This is a genomic window from Mesorhizobium sp. Root552 (assembly GCF_001427285.1).
In the GTDB taxonomy this organism is placed as follows: domain Bacteria; phylum Pseudomonadota; class Alphaproteobacteria; order Rhizobiales; family Rhizobiaceae; genus Mesorhizobium.
The window spans coordinates 418,911-433,161 of record NZ_LMFV01000045.1; the positions used below are offsets into that span (position 1 = coordinate 418,911).

Genomic DNA, 14,251 nt, shown 5'->3' on the forward strand with positions numbered 1-14,251 from the left:
GTTATCCCCTGCCTCGACGTCAAGGACGGCCCGCGCCGCCCGCAGCCGCGTAGCGGCGAGGACGCGCAGACAAGAATGGAGGCCGTCCTTTGACCYTCAAGGCTCGYGTTATCCCCTGCCTCGACGTCAAGGACKGCCCGCGCCGCCCGCAGCCGCGTAGCGGCGAGGACGCGCAGACAAGAATGGAGGCCGTCCTTTGACCCTCAAGGCTCGYGTTATCCCCTGCCTCGACGTCAAGGACGGCCGCGTCGTCAAGGGCGTCAACTTCGTCGACCTGGTCGATGCAGGCGATCCGGTCGAGGCGGCCAAGGCCTATGATGCCGCCGGGGCCGACGAACTGTGTTTTCTCGACATTACGGCATCGTCGGAGAACCGGGAGACGATCTTCGACGTGGTCGCTCGTACTGCCGAGCAGTGTTTCATGCCGCTCACCGTCGGTGGCGGCGTGCGTCAGGTTGCCGACATCCGCAAGCTTTTGCTGGCAGGTGCCGACAAGGTGTCGATCAATACCGCAGCGGTGAAGAACCCGAGCTTCGTGGCCGAGGCAGCCGACAAGTTCGGCAACCAGTGCATTGTCGTCGCCATCGATGCCAAGAAGGTGAGCGGGACGGGAGAGGCGGACCGCTGGGAAATCTTCACTCATGGCGGCCGCGAGAAAACCGGCATCGACGCGGTCGAGTTCGCCGAAAAGGTCGTTGACCTTGGTGCCGGCGAAATCCTGCTTACCTCTATGGACCGCGACGGCACCAAGATCGGCTACGACATAGCGCTGACGCGCGCCGTTGCCGATGCCGTGCGCGCCCCGGTGATCGCTTCCGGCGGTGTCGGCAACCTCGACCACATGGTGGCAGGTATCCGCGACGGACACGCCACGGCGGTGCTCGCTGCCTCGATCTTCCATTTCGGCACATATTCGGTGCGGGAAGCGAAGGAACATATGGCCGCTGCCGGCTTGCCGATGCGACTCGACTCCGAAGCCAAACAATCCTAGACGGCGCAAATGGCCAGTTTTTCGCTATCAGACCTGGAAATGACAATCCGTGAGCGGGCCAGCTCCGGGGACCCGGAGTCCTGGACGGCAAAGCTGTTTGCCAAGGGCATGGACAAGGCCGCGCAAAAGCTTGGCGAAGAAGCGGTTGAAACGGTGATTGCCGCGGTCAGGGGCGATACCAAAGCCGTGATTTCGGAAAGCGCCGATCTCCTCTATCATTGGCTCGTGGTGTTGGCGATCGCAGGCATTTCCCTTGATGACGTGCTGGCGGAGCTGGAGAGGCGCACCGGCCGCTCGGGCATTGCCGAGAAGGCTTCACGACCGCAGTCGGGCTGACTGCGACGAAGGGCAGGAGACGCGATGGACCAGCTTGCGCCGACCGCGAAATACTCGCCCTATCTGTTTTTCTCGGCCCAGGAATGGGCAAAGTTTCGTGCCGATACGCCGCTGACGCTGAGCAGCGAGGAAATCGACCGCCTCCGTTCCCTGAATGACCCTGTCGATCTCGACGAGGTGCGGCGCATCTACCTGTCGCTTTCGCGGCTTCTTTCGGCGCATGTCGAGGCCAGCCAGTTGCTGTTTGCCCAGCGGCGCGCTTTCTTCAATGTGCAGACGGCAACCAAGACGCCGTTCATCATCGGCATTGCCGGCTCGGTCGCTGTGGGAAAGTCCACAACGGCGCGCGTGTTGAAGGAATTGCTGGCGCGGTGGCCATCGAGCCCCAAGGTCGATCTTATCACCACTGATGGTTTCCTGCTGCCGAATGAAATCCTGCGCCGCGAGAACCTGATGGAGCGCAAGGGTTTTCCGGAAAGCTATGACGTCGGCGCGCTGCTGCGGTTCCTGTCGGCGATCAAGTCCGGCCAGAAAGATGTGCAGGCACCAGTCTATTCGCACTTGACTTATGACGTCATTCCCGACCAGTTCATTACCATCGATCGGCCGGATATCCTGATCTTCGAAGGCATCAATGTGCTTCAGCCCGGCAAGCTGCCGAGCGACGGCAAGATCGTGCCGTTCCTGTCGGACTTCTTCGATTTCTCCATCTACATCGATGCGGACGAGGAACGTATTCACGACTGGTACATCGCCCGCTTCATGCGCCTGCGCGAGACGGCCTTCCGCAATCCGGAGTCGTTTTTCCACCGCTATTCCAAACTGTCGGAAAGTGCGGCGCGCGCCATAGGCGAAGGCTTGTGGACCAACATCAACCTGAAGAACCTGCGCGAAAACATCCTGCCGACGCGCGCCCGTGCCGACCTCATCCTGCGCAAGGGCGCCGACCATCTGGTCGAGGAGGTAGCGCTGAGAAAGCTCTAGGGCATCGTCACGCGGCGTAGGGTTAGGTTGATGCGGCCGCTGTTCCTGAGCAGGGTCGAAGTATCGGGGTAGATGCGGTCGACGCCGTGATAGGCCAGCCGCCCATCGCCGCCCAGGACAAGGACATCGCCGCTTTGCAGGCGCAACGATACGGTCTTTGCGTTCCTTTGCGGCGGTCCGACGCGAAACAGGCAGTCGTCGCCCAGTGAGACAGACACAACAGGCGCGGAAAGATCGGTTTCGTCGCGATCCTGATGCAGGCCCATTCGGGCACTGGCCGAATAGAAATTGACGAGGCAGGCTTCCGGGGGATGCGGATAGTCGGCGACCTCTTGCCATATGGCCATCAGCGCTGCCGGGATCGGCGGCCATGGCGCGCCGGTAACTGGATGGGTTGGCTGGTAGCGGTAGCCGCGTTCCTTGTCCGTCACCCAGCCGAGCGTCCCGCAATTGGTCATGCGCACGCTCATTTCCTTGCCGGTCTTCGGCATCGCCGGCACGTAGAGCGGAGCGGCCTCGACCACCGTCCTGATGTCGGCGACAAGTGCTGCCTGCGCCTGGGGCGAAAGGAAGCCGGGAAGGTGACGCACGCCATCAGGCAAGCTGGCCATCGCGTTTCTCCTTGTTTGCCCAGTTTGCCCCGTCCAAAAGGAAACGGCGACCCGAAAGCCGCCGTTCCAGAAGACTACGCTGATGTCTCAGGCCTGCGCGATATCGGGAATGCGCAGCACCTGACCGGGATAGATCTTGTCGGGGTGCTTGAGCATCGGCTTGTTGGCTTCGAAGATCACCGTGTATTTGGAGGCCTTGCCCTTGCCGTACTGGCTCTCGGCGATCTTCGAGAGGTTGTCGCCTTTCTTGACCGTGTAGAACACCGGTTCCTTGGCCGGTGTCGAAGCCTTGACCAGTTCGGTCATGTCGACATTGCCGTCGAGCTTGAGGCCGGAATCGGGTGCGACGACCTTCAGTCCGTCGGCCTGCACCTTCGACACGCCGAGCGTGTTGCCGACGGCGATCACCGCCTTTTCGAAGATCGACTGGTCCTTGACCACGCCCTTGAGCACTGCGGTATCGCCGCGCACTTCAATGTCGACCTTGTCGGTGCCGAGCTTGTGTGAATCGAGCTCCTTTTTGAGCGCGTCGGCGTTGGGTGTTTCATCGTCGCCAAAGCCGAGCTTTGCGCCGACGTTCTTCACGAAGTCGAAAATTCCCATAGTGGCCTCCATTGCTGCACCGCTCCGTTTTGGCAGGTGCAACCGCAAATGGGAAGATGCCAATTTGGTGTCAGTCGTTCTCTACTTTGCCGCGCAATTTCTTGACCGTGGAGCGACCGGCCTTCGACTTCAGCCGCCTTTCGACCGAACCCTTGGTCGGTTTTGTCTTTCTGCGCGGCGGCGGCGGCGGTTCGGCGGCCTTGGCGACCAACTCGACAAGCCGCGCGCGGGCATCGGCGCGGTTCTGTTCCTGGGTGCGGAAGCGTCCCGCCTCGATGACGATGACGCCGTCCTTGGTGGCGCGCTGGCCGGCCAGCTTGATGGTGCGCGCCCTGACGCGCTCGGACAGGCCTGGCGCATTGGCGGCATCGAAGCGCAATTGCACGGCTGTGGCGACCTTGTTGACGTTCTGCCCGCCCGGGCCGGAGGAACGGATGAACGTCTCACTCAGGTCGTCGGCATAGATGGTCGCTTCATGGGCGATGGCGATATCGTCGTCGGCACTCATGATGCAGTCATGCGGCCTTGGCGAAAAAAAGAAAAGGCCCGATCGAAACCGGGCCTTTCCGCATATCGGCAATGGAGCAGTCGTGTTTACTCGGCCGCTTGTTGCAGGTGTGGCGCAGCGCTCAGGACCATCGCATCGACATGGCTTTCGAACTTGCCGAAATTGTCGATGAACATGCCGACCAGCTTGGCGGCCTGGCGGTCATAGGCCTGCTTGTCGGTCCAGGTGGCGCGCGGGTCGAGGATCGATCCGTCAATGCCGGGCAAGGCGACAGGCACTTCGAAGCCGAAAGTGGCGTCGGTGCGGAATTCTGCCTGCTTGAGCGAGCCGTCCAGCGCCGCCGTAAGCAGCGCCCGCGTCGCCTTGATCGGCATGCGCTTGCCGGTGCCATAGGCGCCGCCGGTCCAGCCGGTGTTGACCAGCCAGCAATCGACATTGTGGTGCGCGATCAGTTCGCGCAGCAGATTGCCGTACTCGGAGGGATGGCGCGGCATGAACGGCGCGCCGAAGCAGGTGGAGAAGGTTGCTTCCGGTTCGGTCACGCCCTTTTCCGTGCCGGCCACCTTGGCGGTGTAGCCGGACAGGAAGTGATACATTGCCTGCGCCGGGCTCAGGCGGGCAATCGGAGGCATCACGCCGAAGGCGTCGGCGGTGAGCATGATGATGTTTTTCGGGTGGCCGGCTCGCCCCGTCGCGCTGGCGTTGGGAATGAAGTTCAGTGGATAGGCGCAGCGCGTGTTTTCGGTCAGCCGCCCGTCATCGAAATCGGGAACACGCTGCTCGTCTAGGATGACGTTTTCCAGCACCGTACCGAAACGCTGCGTGGTGGCGAAGATCTCGGGCTCGGCTTCGGCCGAAAGCCGGATCGTCTTGGCATAGCAGCCGCCCTCGAAATTGAAGACGCCTTGCGGTCCCCAGCCATGCTCGTCGTCGCCGATCAGCGTGCGCGACGGGTCGGCCGACAGCGTCGTCTTGCCGGTGCCGGAAAGGCCGAAGAACACGGCGGCATCGCCGTCCGGCCCTTCGTTGGCCGAGCAGTGCATCGGCATGACGCCTTGTTGCGGCAGGAGATAATTGAGCGCTGAAAACACCGACTTCTTGATCTCTCCGGCATAGGAGGTGCCGCCGATCAGCACGATCATGCGGGTGAGGTCGAGCGCGATCACCGTTTCGGTACGCGTTCCGTGGCGTGCCGGGTCGGCGCGGAAGGAGGGCAGGTCGATGACCGTCATCTTCGCGACGAAATCGGCAAGGGTTTCCGTTTCCGGCCGGATCAAAAGGTTGCGGATGAACAGCGAGTGCCAGGCAAGTTCGGTGATGACCCGCGTCGCCAAGCAGAAGTCCCTGTCGGCGCCGCCAACGAGGTCCTGGACATAAAGGTCCTTGTCGCCCGCATGGGCGAGAAAATCGGCCAGCAGCGTATCGAACTGGGCCGGCGACATCGCCTTGTTGGCGTCCCACCAGACATGCGGTTCGGTGTTCTGGTCACGCACGACGAACTTGTCCTTGGCGGAGCGTCCCGTGTGCTGTCCGGTCTCGGCGACGAGCGCGCCATGCGCGCTGAGACGAGCTTCGCCCCGACGGATCGCCTCTTCGTAGAGCGACGCCGCACCGAAATTGTAGCGGACCGTACCGAGGGTCTTGAGTCCCACCGCATCGATGCCGAATGCAGGGTTGCGTTTGCCGAGTTCCGACATGAAGGTCCTTTCAATATGCGACGGATGTCACATGCGTGGAGCCGCCTGTGCCGAGGCTTGCTCTGGTCAGAACCAGAAAAACCAAACGATATCAAATCATTAATCGATTTAAAAAATTTGAAAGTTGTTTAAATCGTTTAGATATGCAAAAAGCCGAAGAGTTATCCAAAGGATCGGGTTGGGCTCGGCGTCCTACCCATGATTTGCGTATGGCGTAGCGCCGGAGTTGCAGTTGCAGCGGCGCGCCACATTTTGTACCTAATTTGTCCTGCAAAAGCGCCCTTCTTCACGACGAAGGGACATTCGCCCATGAGGGAGCCGCTCGAAATGGCAACAATCGCGCTTGTCGACGACGACCGCAACATCCTGACCTCCGTCTCGATCGCCCTTGAATCGGAGGGGTATCGGGTCGAGACCTACACGGACGGTGCGTCGGCGCTGGAAGGCCTTGCCGCAAGGCCGCCCAGCCTTGCCATCCTCGACATCAAGATGCCGCGCATGGACGGCATGGAACTGCTTCGCCGCATGCGCCAGAAGTCCGACCTACCGGTGATCTTCCTGACGTCCAAGGACGATGAGATCGATGAATTGTTCGGCCTCAAGATGGGCGCCGACGATTTCATCAGGAAACCGTTCTCGCAGCGCCTTCTGGTCGAGCGGGTCAAGGCCGTGCTGAGGCGTGCCGGCGCGCGCGAAACGGCGGCGAAGACCCCTACCCAGCAAAGCCGGTCGCTGGAGCGTGGCCAACTTGTCATGGATCAGGAACGCCACACCTGCACCTGGAAAGGCGAGCCTGTAACGCTGACCGTCACCGAATTCCTGATCCTGCATTCACTGGCCCAGCGCCCCGGCGTGGTGAAAAGCCGTGATGCCTTGATGGATTCGGCCTATGATGAACAGGTCTATGTTGATGATCGCACCATCGATAGCCACATCAAGCGGCTGCGCAAGAAGTTCAAGGTCGTCGATGACGACTTCGAGATGATCGAAACTTTGTATGGCGTCGGCTACCGGTTCAAAGAGGCCTAGGGGCCGGCCCTGAGTGCAGCGGGGGCTGCTGACTGATGGCCGTGGAAGCAGAGCTGAACAAGCCGGTGAGCGCCGCAAGACGCCCCTCGCGTCGGGCGCCTTCCGCCTTGTCGAAGCTGACGGTGCCTATGCGCCGGTTTCTTGGCCATCACATTTTTTCCAGCCTGACCCGCCGCATCCTCTTCCTCAACCTCGCCGGCCTTGCTGTTCTGGTCGTCGGCATCCTCTATCTCAACACCTTCCGCGACGGCCTTATCGACGCGCGTGTCGAGAGCCTGATGACGCAAGGCGAGATCATTGCCGGAGCCATTGCCGCTTCGGCTACGGTGGAAACGGATTCGATCAGCATCGATCCTGAAAAGCTGCTTGAATTGCAGGCCGGCGAAAGTATCGCGCCCGGCTCCGATCCTCTCGACAATCTCGATTTCCCCATCAATCCCGAGCGCGTGGCGCCGGTTCTGCGACGGTTGATATCGCCGACCCGCACGCGCGCGCGCATCTACGACCGAGACGCCAATCTGCTGCTCGATTCGCGGCATCTCTATTCCCGCGGCCAGATCCTGCGCTACGATCTGCCCTCTGTGGAAGAGGAGGAGCCCGACCTTCTCGAGCGCGTGCAGAAGTTTGTCTTCGATATCTTCCGCAACAAGGCCCTGCCGGTCTATCACGAGCAGCCCGGAGGCAATGGCGCTGCGTTCCCCGAAGTCGTGAAGGCGCTGACGGGCAGCCCGTCCACCCTTGTGCGCGTATCCGAAAAAGGCGAGCAGATCGTTTCGGTTGCGGTTCCGATCCAGCGCTTCCGCGCAGTCCTTGGCGTCCTGATGCTGTCAACGGAAGGCGGCGATATCGACAAGATTGTCGCCGCCGAGCGCAAGGCGATCCTGCGCGTTTTTGGCATCGCAGCACTCGTCACCGCGCTTTTGTCGCTGCTTCTGGCCTCGACCATCGCCAATCCCTTGCGCAGGCTGTCAGCTGCCGCGGTCAGGGTGCGGCGCGGCGTCAAGAACCGCGAGGAAATCCCGGATTTTTCCGACAGGCAGGACGAAATCGGCAACCTCTCAATCGCGGTGCGCGACATGACCAACGCGCTTTATGCCCGCATCGAAGCCATCGAAAGTTTCGCGGCCGATGTCAGCCACGAGTTGAAAAACCCACTCACTTCGCTGCGCAGCGCGGTAGAGACGCTGCCTCTTGCCAAGAACGAGACATCTCGTGGCCGCTTGATGGAAGTGATCCAGCACGACGTGCGACGTCTCGACCGCCTGATCACCGATATTTCCGACGCCTCGCGCCTTGATGCCGAATTGGCGCGCGAAGATGCCTCTAAGGTTGATCTGAAGAAATTCGTCACTGACCTGGTCGCCATCTCGCGCGAAGCTTCCCGCCACAAGAAGCCGGTCGAGATCGACCTGAAGATCGCCAAGCTTCCGCAAGGGGTGAAGGGCTTTCATGTCATTGGCCACGACCTCAGGCTTGGGCAGGTGATAACCAACCTGATCGAAAACGCCCGCTCCTTTGTGCCGGACGAGCACGGAAATATCACCATTTCTCTGGAGCGCGCGGGTAAGTTCAACATCATCACTGTAGATGACAATGGCCCCGGCATCAGGGTCGAAACCATCGAGCGCATCTTCGAGCGCTTTTATACCGACCGGCCCGCCGGCGAAGCCTTCGGGCAAAACTCCGGTCTCGGCCTTTCGATCAGCCGCCAGATCGTGGAAGCGCACGGCGGCACGCTCACCGCCGAAAATATTCCCGGCACAAAGCCCGGCGACATCAAGGGCGCACGCTTCGTCATTGCTTTGCCGGCCGACGAGTGAAACCAGCGCCATTCAATCCTGTTCAAGCCGCACAAGGCGGGCAGCCGCGAAACCTACACGCGACGGCAGTGCTCATCGGCGATCGCGGTATCCTGATTATGGGGCCGTCAGGGGCAGGCAAGACGACCTTGGCCCTTGCCTTGCTCGACCATTTCACCGGCCTGGGTGGTTTCGCGCGGCTTGTATCGGACGACCAGATATTCGTATCCGTCGCCGGCGGAAGGCTGGTTTGCAACGCGCCCGCATCCATCGAAGGCCTTGCCGAGGTTCCCGGCATCGGGCCGCAGGCTATCGACTTTGAGCGCTCGGCGGTGATTGACCTATGCCTGGAGTTGATCGAAGGCGAAACGGAACGCTTTCAGGAACAGGCCAGCCTGACCATTGAAAGCGTCTCGATTCCGAAAATCAGCGTCCCGTCCCGCAACGTCCGTGCAGCGCTGCAAATCGTACTAAGTATGGCGAACCGCAACGGCGCGTGAAGTGCTGTCGGTGAAACGAATTTGGGCAGGACCGTAGCCGGAATTGCCCGATTTCATGCTGCAATGCGTCAAAATGGCCCGCTGTGACGCACTTTTGGGCTTGTCAACGTGCCCGGGGTCGACAAGATAGCGCTCCCGCCGCCCGCTAGGCTGGCGAGCATAAAGAGCGCTTGTGAAGAGGCCATGACGGGAGCCACCAGATTATGATCGGACTCGTGCTTGTTACGCACGGTCAATTGGCGACCGAGTTCCGCCTTGCAGTGGAGCATGTTGTTGGGCCGCAGGAACACTTCGAGACCGTCGCAATCGGGGCCGAGGACGATATGGAGCAGCGCCGCCGCGATATCGTCGATGCCGTGGCGCGTGTCGATACCGGTTCCGGTGTCATCCTGCTGACCGACATGTTCGGCGGGACGCCGTCCAACCTCGCGATTTCGGTCATGGAAGCGGGTCGCACCGAGGTGATCGCCGGCATGAACCTGCCGATGCTGATCAAGCTTTCGAGCGTACGCAAATCCGACAACATGACCTTGGCGCTCGAAGAGGCGCAGGCCGCGGGACGCAAGTATATCAACGTTGCCAGTCAGCTGTTGGCCAGCAAATGACAATGGACGCCGAAGCCAGCCTCGTACAGGTTCTCCGCGAAATGCAGATCATCAACCAGCGCGGTCTGCACGCGCGCGCCTCGGCCAAGTTTGTCCAGGTCGCCAGCGGCTTCGACGCCGTGATCGATGTCGAGAAGGACGGCGTCAAGGTTGGTGGAACCTCGATCATGGGATTGATGATGCTGGCCGCCAGCCCGGGCTGCTCGATCCGGGTTATAGCGCAGGGTCCTGAAGCCGCCGCGGCGCTCGATGCACTGGAGCAGCTTGTCGCCAGCCGCTTCGGCGAAGAGATCTGATCTCTCGCCGGAATATGCACGAATAAAGATTTCTTTATATCCCGTTGTCGTTTTGACTGCGATCTGGTAGTCAAGCGGCAAATTCGCGCGTGCCGGCAATACTGCCGCACAGACGCCTGCCAACAACAATTCGCTGGAGCACTGCCATGACAGGTAGCAAGGATTACGTGATCGCCGACATTTCGCTGGCCGACTGGGGCCGCAAGGAAATCGAGATCGCAGAAACGGAAATGCCAGGGCTGATGGCCTGCCGCGAAGAGTTCGGCGACAAGAAGCCGTTGAAGGGCGCGCGTATCACCGGCTCGCTCCATATGACGATCCAGACGGCGGTGCTGATCGAGACGCTGAAGGCGCTTGGAGCCGAGATCCGCTGGGCCTCGTGCAACATCTTCTCGACGCAGGATCATGCGGCAGCGGCCATTGCCGAAGCCGGTGTCCCCGTCTTCGCCATCAAGGGCGAGACCCTGGAAGACTACTGGACCTACACCGACCGGATCTTCCAGTGGGCCGATGGCGGGCTTTCCAACATGATCCTCGACGATGGCGGCGACGCCACGATGTACATTCTCATCGGCGCCCGCGCCGAAGCCGGCGAGGACGTGCTTTCCAATCCCGGCAGCGAGGAAGAAGAAATCCTGTTTGCCCAGATCAAGAAGCGTATGGCGGCCACGCCGGGCTTCTTCACCAAGCAGCGTGAAGCGATCCGCGGCGTCACCGAGGAAACCACCACGGGTGTCAACCGTCTCTATCAGTTGCAGAAGAAGGGCCTGCTGCCGTTCCCGGCCATCAACGTCAACGACTCCGTCACCAAGTCGAAGTTCGACAACAAGTATGGCTGCAAGGAATCGCTCGTTGACGGCATTCGCCGCGGCACCGACGTGATGATGGCAGGCAAGGTAGCCGTCGTTTGCGGCTACGGCGACGTCGGCAAGGGCTCGGCCGCTTCGCTCAAGGGAGCCGGTGCGCGCGTCAAGGTGACCGAGGTCGATCCGATCTGCGCCCTTCAGGCCGCGATGGACGGCTTCGAGGTGGTAACGCTCGAGGACGCTGCGCCAAGTGCAGACATCGTCATCACCACCACCGGCAACAAGGATGTCATCACGCTCGACCACATGCGCGCGATGAAGGACATGGTCATCGTCGGCAACATCGGCCATTTCGACAACGAGATCCAGGTTTCGGCCCTGCGCAACCTGAAATGGACCAACGTCAAGCCGCAGGTCGACATGATCGCGTTTCCGGACGGCAAGCGCCTGATCCTGCTGTCGGAAGGCCGCCTGCTGAACCTCGGCAACGCCACCGGCCACCCGAGCTTCGTCATGTCCGCCTCGTTCACCAACCAGGTCCTTGCCCAGATCGAGCTGTTCACCAAGCCCGGCACTTACAAGAATCAAGTCTACGTGCTGCCCAAGCATCTCGACGAGAAGGTAGCCAAGCTGCACCTCGACAAGCTCGGCGCCAAGCTGACCGAGCTTTCCAATGAGCAGGCCGCCTATATCGGCGTGACGCCGAAGGGTCCGTTCAAGGCAGAACACTACCGCTATTAACCATAGCAAAAATAACCACAACATGTAGCGCCGGGCGATTGACATTTCGCCCGGCATTATTTTTGCGCGCGGCGCGGCTTCACGGCGATTCGGCGAGACGGTATTGTGGGGTGATTCGCGATGCTTTGAAGCCGGGCACGGGGCGGGGCTCGCTGCAAGGCGGTCTTGCATTCAGGCGGCGGAGAGGACCAAGACATGCCGGGGGAAGACCCGCGAAACGCGGGAAAGGCCGTTTCCGGCGGCCGCAACGATTCGAGCAACAGGCGCTTTTCATTGCGCGGCAAGCGGGTTTGGCGTCAATTCGCGGCCCGGCTTGTAGGCTCGACTGCGATTTTGCCGGTTACAACACTTGTCGCCCTGGCACAGGAAGCACCAAAAAAAGCCATCGCCTCGATCGGGACCGTTGAAGTCATTCAGCTCGCCGTATCCGTCGGCGTGATGGGCGCCGCCCTGATTTCGGCCATCGTGCTTATTCGCGAGCGCCAGCGCACGGCGGCGGAAAACGCGCAGCTCAGGACCCGGATCGCCGACGTCAATGCCTCGCTACAGCGCTCGGAAGCGCTGCTCAACCTGCGCGACCAGCGCATCGTCGTCTGGACATCGGAAAACAAGAAGCCCGAGATCATCGGCTCACTGCCGCTCGACACCGGCGCGCCGGACGATCGGGCCGCTTTCCTCGCATTCGGACGCTGGCTGATGCCGCGCTCGGCGGCCGCGCTCGAGCACGGCCTGGCGGCCCTGCGTGAAAAGGGCACGGGCTTTGAACTGGTGGCGGAAACCCAGACGGGCGCTCCAATCGAAATCCATGGCCGCAAAAGTGCCGCCCACGCGCTGGTGCGCTTCCTGTCGCTGTCTGAAACGCAGCGCAGCCAGGCAAGGTTGAAGCTGGAGAACCAGAGGCTCGCGGCGGAGCACGAAACGTTGCTCGGTCTGTGCAATGCGCTCAACATGCCGTTGTGGCTACGCTCGGCCGACGGCCGGCTGAAATGGGTCAACCGGGCCTACGCCGAGGCCGTCGAAGTGGCCGATCCCGATGAGGCCGTCCGGAAGGAAAAGGAATTCCTCGGCAGCCAGTCGCTCGACGCCATTTCCGACCAGCACAAGGCGCATGCCGTCTTTGAACAGACCCTTTCGACAGTTATCGAGGGCGACCGGCGCAAGTTTACCGTAACCGATTTTTCCGGCTCCGAGGGCTCTGCCGGCCTTGCCTGCGATGTCAGCGCAATTGAAACGGTGCGCGAAGAATATGAACGCACCGTGCGCAGCCACGCCGACACGCTCGACCAGTTGAACACGGCGGTTGCCATCTTCGACACCGACCAGAAACTGCGCTTCTTCAACCAGGCGTTCCAGAAGCTCTGGAGCCTCGATACTGCGTTCCTGCACAGCGGACCCGACCACGCCATGCTGCTCGACCGCTTGCGCAGCGAAGGCAAGCTTGCCGAACAGCCGGAGTGGCGGCGGTGGAAGGATACGCTGCTCTCGGCATACCGTTCCCTGGAGCCGCAGGAACATTGGTGGCATCTGCCGGATGGCAAGACCATTCGCGTCGTTGCAAATCCGCAGCCGAAGGGCGGCGTCACCTGGGTATTCGAGAACCTCACCGAAAAGATCGATCTTGAAAGCCGCTACCAGACGGCAGTCCGCGTGCAGGGCGAAACGCTCGACAACCTGGCCGAGGGCGTGGCGGTGTTCGGACCGGATGGCAGGCTGCGGCTGTCCAATCCGGCTTTCGCAACGCTGTGGGGTCTGGACCCCGATACCATCCTGCCGAACAGCCACGTGTCGGTGGTCCGCGACTTGTGCGACCGGCGCGCCAAGGACAGCCCGTGGAACGGCTTTGTTGCCGCCATAACCGGTTTTGACGACGAACGCCGCGACCGTCACGGCCAGACGGAACTCAATTCGGGAAGTGTGCTGCGCTATGCGGTGATCCATCTTCCCAACGGCCAGGTGATGACGACGTTCGTCGATGTCACCGACAGCGTGAACGTCGAACGCGCGTTGAAGGACAAGAATGAAGCTCTCTTGAGGTCCGACCAGCTCAAGAACGAGTTCGTCCAGCACGTCTCCTACGAATTGCGTTCGCCGCTCACCAACATCATCGGCTTCACCGAACTGCTTTCGCTTCCTGCCACGGGGCCGCTTTCGACCCGGCAACGCGAATATGTCGAGCACATTGGCTCGTCGTCTTCCGTGCTTCTGACGATCGTCAACGACATCCTCGATCTGGCCACCGTCGATGCCGGCATCATGCAGCTCGAAATCTCCGAGGTGCAGGTCGATCGCGCCATTTCATCTGCTGCCGAACTGGTTGCCGAGCGCCTTCAGGAACATGCGATCAAGCTTGAGATCAATGCCGCCACCGCGCCCGCGAGCTTCCATGGCGATGAGGTGCGCGTCCGCCAGATCCTCTACAACCTGCTGATCAACGCGGCCAACTACGCTCCGGAATCCAGCACCGTCACCTTGACTTGCCGCCAGACGGCGGGCGGCATCGAGTTCTCCGTCCATGATGACGGTCCGGGCATGCCGCCGGATGTGCTCGATCTGGTGTTTCACCGCTTCGAATCGCGCGTCAATGGCGGGCGCCGCCGTGGCGCAGGCCTTGGCCTCTCGATCGTGAAAAGCTTCGTCGAGTTGCATGGCGGCAGCGTTCGTATCGAAACGGGCAAGGGGAAGGGCACCACGGTGGTTTGCGTCTTTCCAGACCAGCCGTCGGGTGTCCGCGAAGCGGCCGAGTAG

The 14,251-nt window shown here is 61.3% G+C and carries 14 protein-coding genes; 10 read left to right on the plus strand and 4 right to left on the minus strand.

Features of this window, described 5'->3' with window-relative positions; genetic code table 11:
* Positions 1-196: 196 nt before the first annotated feature.
* Genes hisF through coaA form a run of 3 tightly spaced genes read left to right on the plus strand, consistent with a single transcriptional unit; the run spans position 197 to position 2,311 of the window.
* Complete coding sequence (hisF, locus tag ASD50_RS17125) at positions 197-991, plus strand: imidazole glycerol phosphate synthase subunit HisF (protein WP_056243580.1); 795 nt, start codon at positions 197-199, stop codon at positions 989-991.
* 9 nt (positions 992-1,000) lie between these two features.
* On the plus strand, positions 1,001-1,327 hold the full coding sequence (locus ASD50_RS17130; RefSeq protein ID WP_056243583.1) for a phosphoribosyl-ATP diphosphatase: 327 nt from the start codon (positions 1,001-1,003) through the stop codon (positions 1,325-1,327).
* Between the two features lie 24 nt (positions 1,328-1,351).
* A complete protein-coding gene (gene coaA / locus ASD50_RS17135) occupies positions 1,352-2,311 on the plus strand; it encodes a type I pantothenate kinase (protein WP_056243586.1) in 960 nt (319 codons plus the stop codon).
* Here coaA and ASD50_RS17140 read toward each other — a convergent pair.
* The 4 genes from ASD50_RS17140 to ASD50_RS17155 form a co-directional block, all read right to left on the minus strand.
* Entirely contained in the window at positions 2,308-2,922 is a 615-nt protein-coding gene (locus tag ASD50_RS17140; RefSeq protein ID WP_056243589.1) for an alpha-ketoglutarate-dependent dioxygenase AlkB family protein, read from the minus strand. The two genes, coaA and ASD50_RS17140, sit on opposite strands and share 4 nt — an antisense overlap.
* Positions 2,923-3,009: 87 nt before the next feature.
* Complete coding sequence (gene lysM / locus ASD50_RS17145) at positions 3,010-3,525, minus strand: peptidoglycan-binding protein LysM (RefSeq protein ID WP_056243865.1); 516 nt, start codon at positions 3,523-3,525, stop codon at positions 3,010-3,012.
* A 70-nt stretch (positions 3,526-3,595) separates the two neighbouring features.
* A complete protein-coding gene (gene arfB / locus ASD50_RS17150) occupies positions 3,596-4,033 on the minus strand; it encodes an alternative ribosome rescue aminoacyl-tRNA hydrolase ArfB (RefSeq protein ID WP_056243591.1) in 438 nt (145 codons plus the stop codon).
* 86 nt (positions 4,034-4,119) lie between these two features.
* Positions 4,120-5,730, minus strand: coding sequence for a phosphoenolpyruvate carboxykinase (locus ASD50_RS17155; protein WP_056243593.1), 1,611 nt, complete (start codon positions 5,728-5,730; stop codon positions 4,120-4,122).
* Positions 5,731-6,057: 327 nt separating this feature from the next.
* Between ASD50_RS17155 and ASD50_RS17160 the strand changes: the two genes are divergently transcribed.
* The 7 genes from ASD50_RS17160 (at position 6,058) to ASD50_RS17190 (ending at position 14,251) form a co-directional block, all read left to right on the plus strand.
* Entirely contained in the window at positions 6,058-6,759 is a 702-nt protein-coding gene (locus ASD50_RS17160; protein ID WP_156465155.1) for a response regulator transcription factor, read from the plus strand.
* Between the two features lie 35 nt (positions 6,760-6,794).
* Positions 6,795-8,579: a sensor histidine kinase gene (locus tag ASD50_RS17165; protein ID WP_056243597.1), complete on the plus strand. Its 1,785-nt coding sequence runs from the start codon at positions 6,795-6,797 to the stop codon at positions 8,577-8,579.
* Positions 8,576-9,058, plus strand: coding sequence for an HPr kinase/phosphorylase (locus ASD50_RS17170; RefSeq protein WP_056243599.1), 483 nt, complete (start codon positions 8,576-8,578; stop codon positions 9,056-9,058). Before ASD50_RS17165 ends, ASD50_RS17170 begins: the two co-directional genes overlap by 4 nt.
* 203 nt (positions 9,059-9,261) lie before the next feature.
* Positions 9,262-9,663, plus strand: coding sequence for a PTS sugar transporter subunit IIA (locus ASD50_RS17175; protein ID WP_056243602.1), 402 nt, complete (start codon positions 9,262-9,264; stop codon positions 9,661-9,663).
* 2 nt (positions 9,664-9,665) lie between these two features.
* Positions 9,666-9,959 (plus strand): HPr family phosphocarrier protein, encoded by a 294-nt coding sequence (locus ASD50_RS17180; RefSeq protein ID WP_056243604.1) that lies wholly within the window; start codon positions 9,666-9,668, stop codon positions 9,957-9,959.
* Between the two features lie 146 nt (positions 9,960-10,105).
* Positions 10,106-11,506: an adenosylhomocysteinase gene (ahcY, locus tag ASD50_RS17185; RefSeq protein WP_056243606.1), complete on the plus strand. Its 1,401-nt coding sequence runs from the start codon at positions 10,106-10,108 to the stop codon at positions 11,504-11,506.
* 195 nt (positions 11,507-11,701) lie between these two features.
* Positions 11,702-14,251, plus strand: coding sequence for a PAS domain-containing sensor histidine kinase (locus ASD50_RS17190; RefSeq protein WP_056243608.1), 2,550 nt, complete (start codon positions 11,702-11,704; stop codon positions 14,249-14,251).

Excerpts from the sequence above, each read along its gene's own strand:
- ASD50_RS17130 (WP_056243583.1), top strand. The coding sequence starts at position 1,001 with ATGGCCAGTTTTTCGCTATCAGACCTGGAAATGACAATCCGTGAGCGG.
- coaA (WP_056243586.1), top strand. The coding sequence starts at position 1,352 with ATGGACCAGCTTGCGCCGACCGCGAAATACTCGCCCTATCTGTTTTTC.
- ASD50_RS17140 (WP_056243589.1), bottom strand. The coding sequence starts at position 2,922 with ATGGCCAGCTTGCCTGATGGCGTGCGTCACCTTCCCGGCTTCCTTTCG.
- lysM (WP_056243865.1), bottom strand. The coding sequence starts at position 3,525 with ATGGGAATTTTCGACTTCGTGAAGAACGTCGGCGCAAAGCTCGGCTTT.
- arfB (WP_056243591.1), bottom strand. The coding sequence starts at position 4,033 with ATGAGTGCCGACGACGATATCGCCATCGCCCATGAAGCGACCATCTAT.
- ASD50_RS17155 (WP_056243593.1), bottom strand. The coding sequence starts at position 5,730 with ATGTCGGAACTCGGCAAACGCAACCCTGCATTCGGCATCGATGCGGTG.
- ASD50_RS17160 (WP_156465155.1), top strand. The coding sequence starts at position 6,058 with ATGGCAACAATCGCGCTTGTCGACGACGACCGCAACATCCTGACCTCC.
- ASD50_RS17165 (WP_056243597.1), top strand. The coding sequence starts at position 6,795 with ATGGCCGTGGAAGCAGAGCTGAACAAGCCGGTGAGCGCCGCAAGACGC.
- ASD50_RS17175 (WP_056243602.1), top strand. The coding sequence starts at position 9,262 with ATGATCGGACTCGTGCTTGTTACGCACGGTCAATTGGCGACCGAGTTC.
- ASD50_RS17180 (WP_056243604.1), top strand. The coding sequence starts at position 9,666 with ATGGACGCCGAAGCCAGCCTCGTACAGGTTCTCCGCGAAATGCAGATC.
- ahcY (WP_056243606.1), top strand. The coding sequence starts at position 10,106 with ATGACAGGTAGCAAGGATTACGTGATCGCCGACATTTCGCTGGCCGAC.
- ASD50_RS17190 (WP_056243608.1), top strand. The coding sequence starts at position 11,702 with ATGCCGGGGGAAGACCCGCGAAACGCGGGAAAGGCCGTTTCCGGCGGC.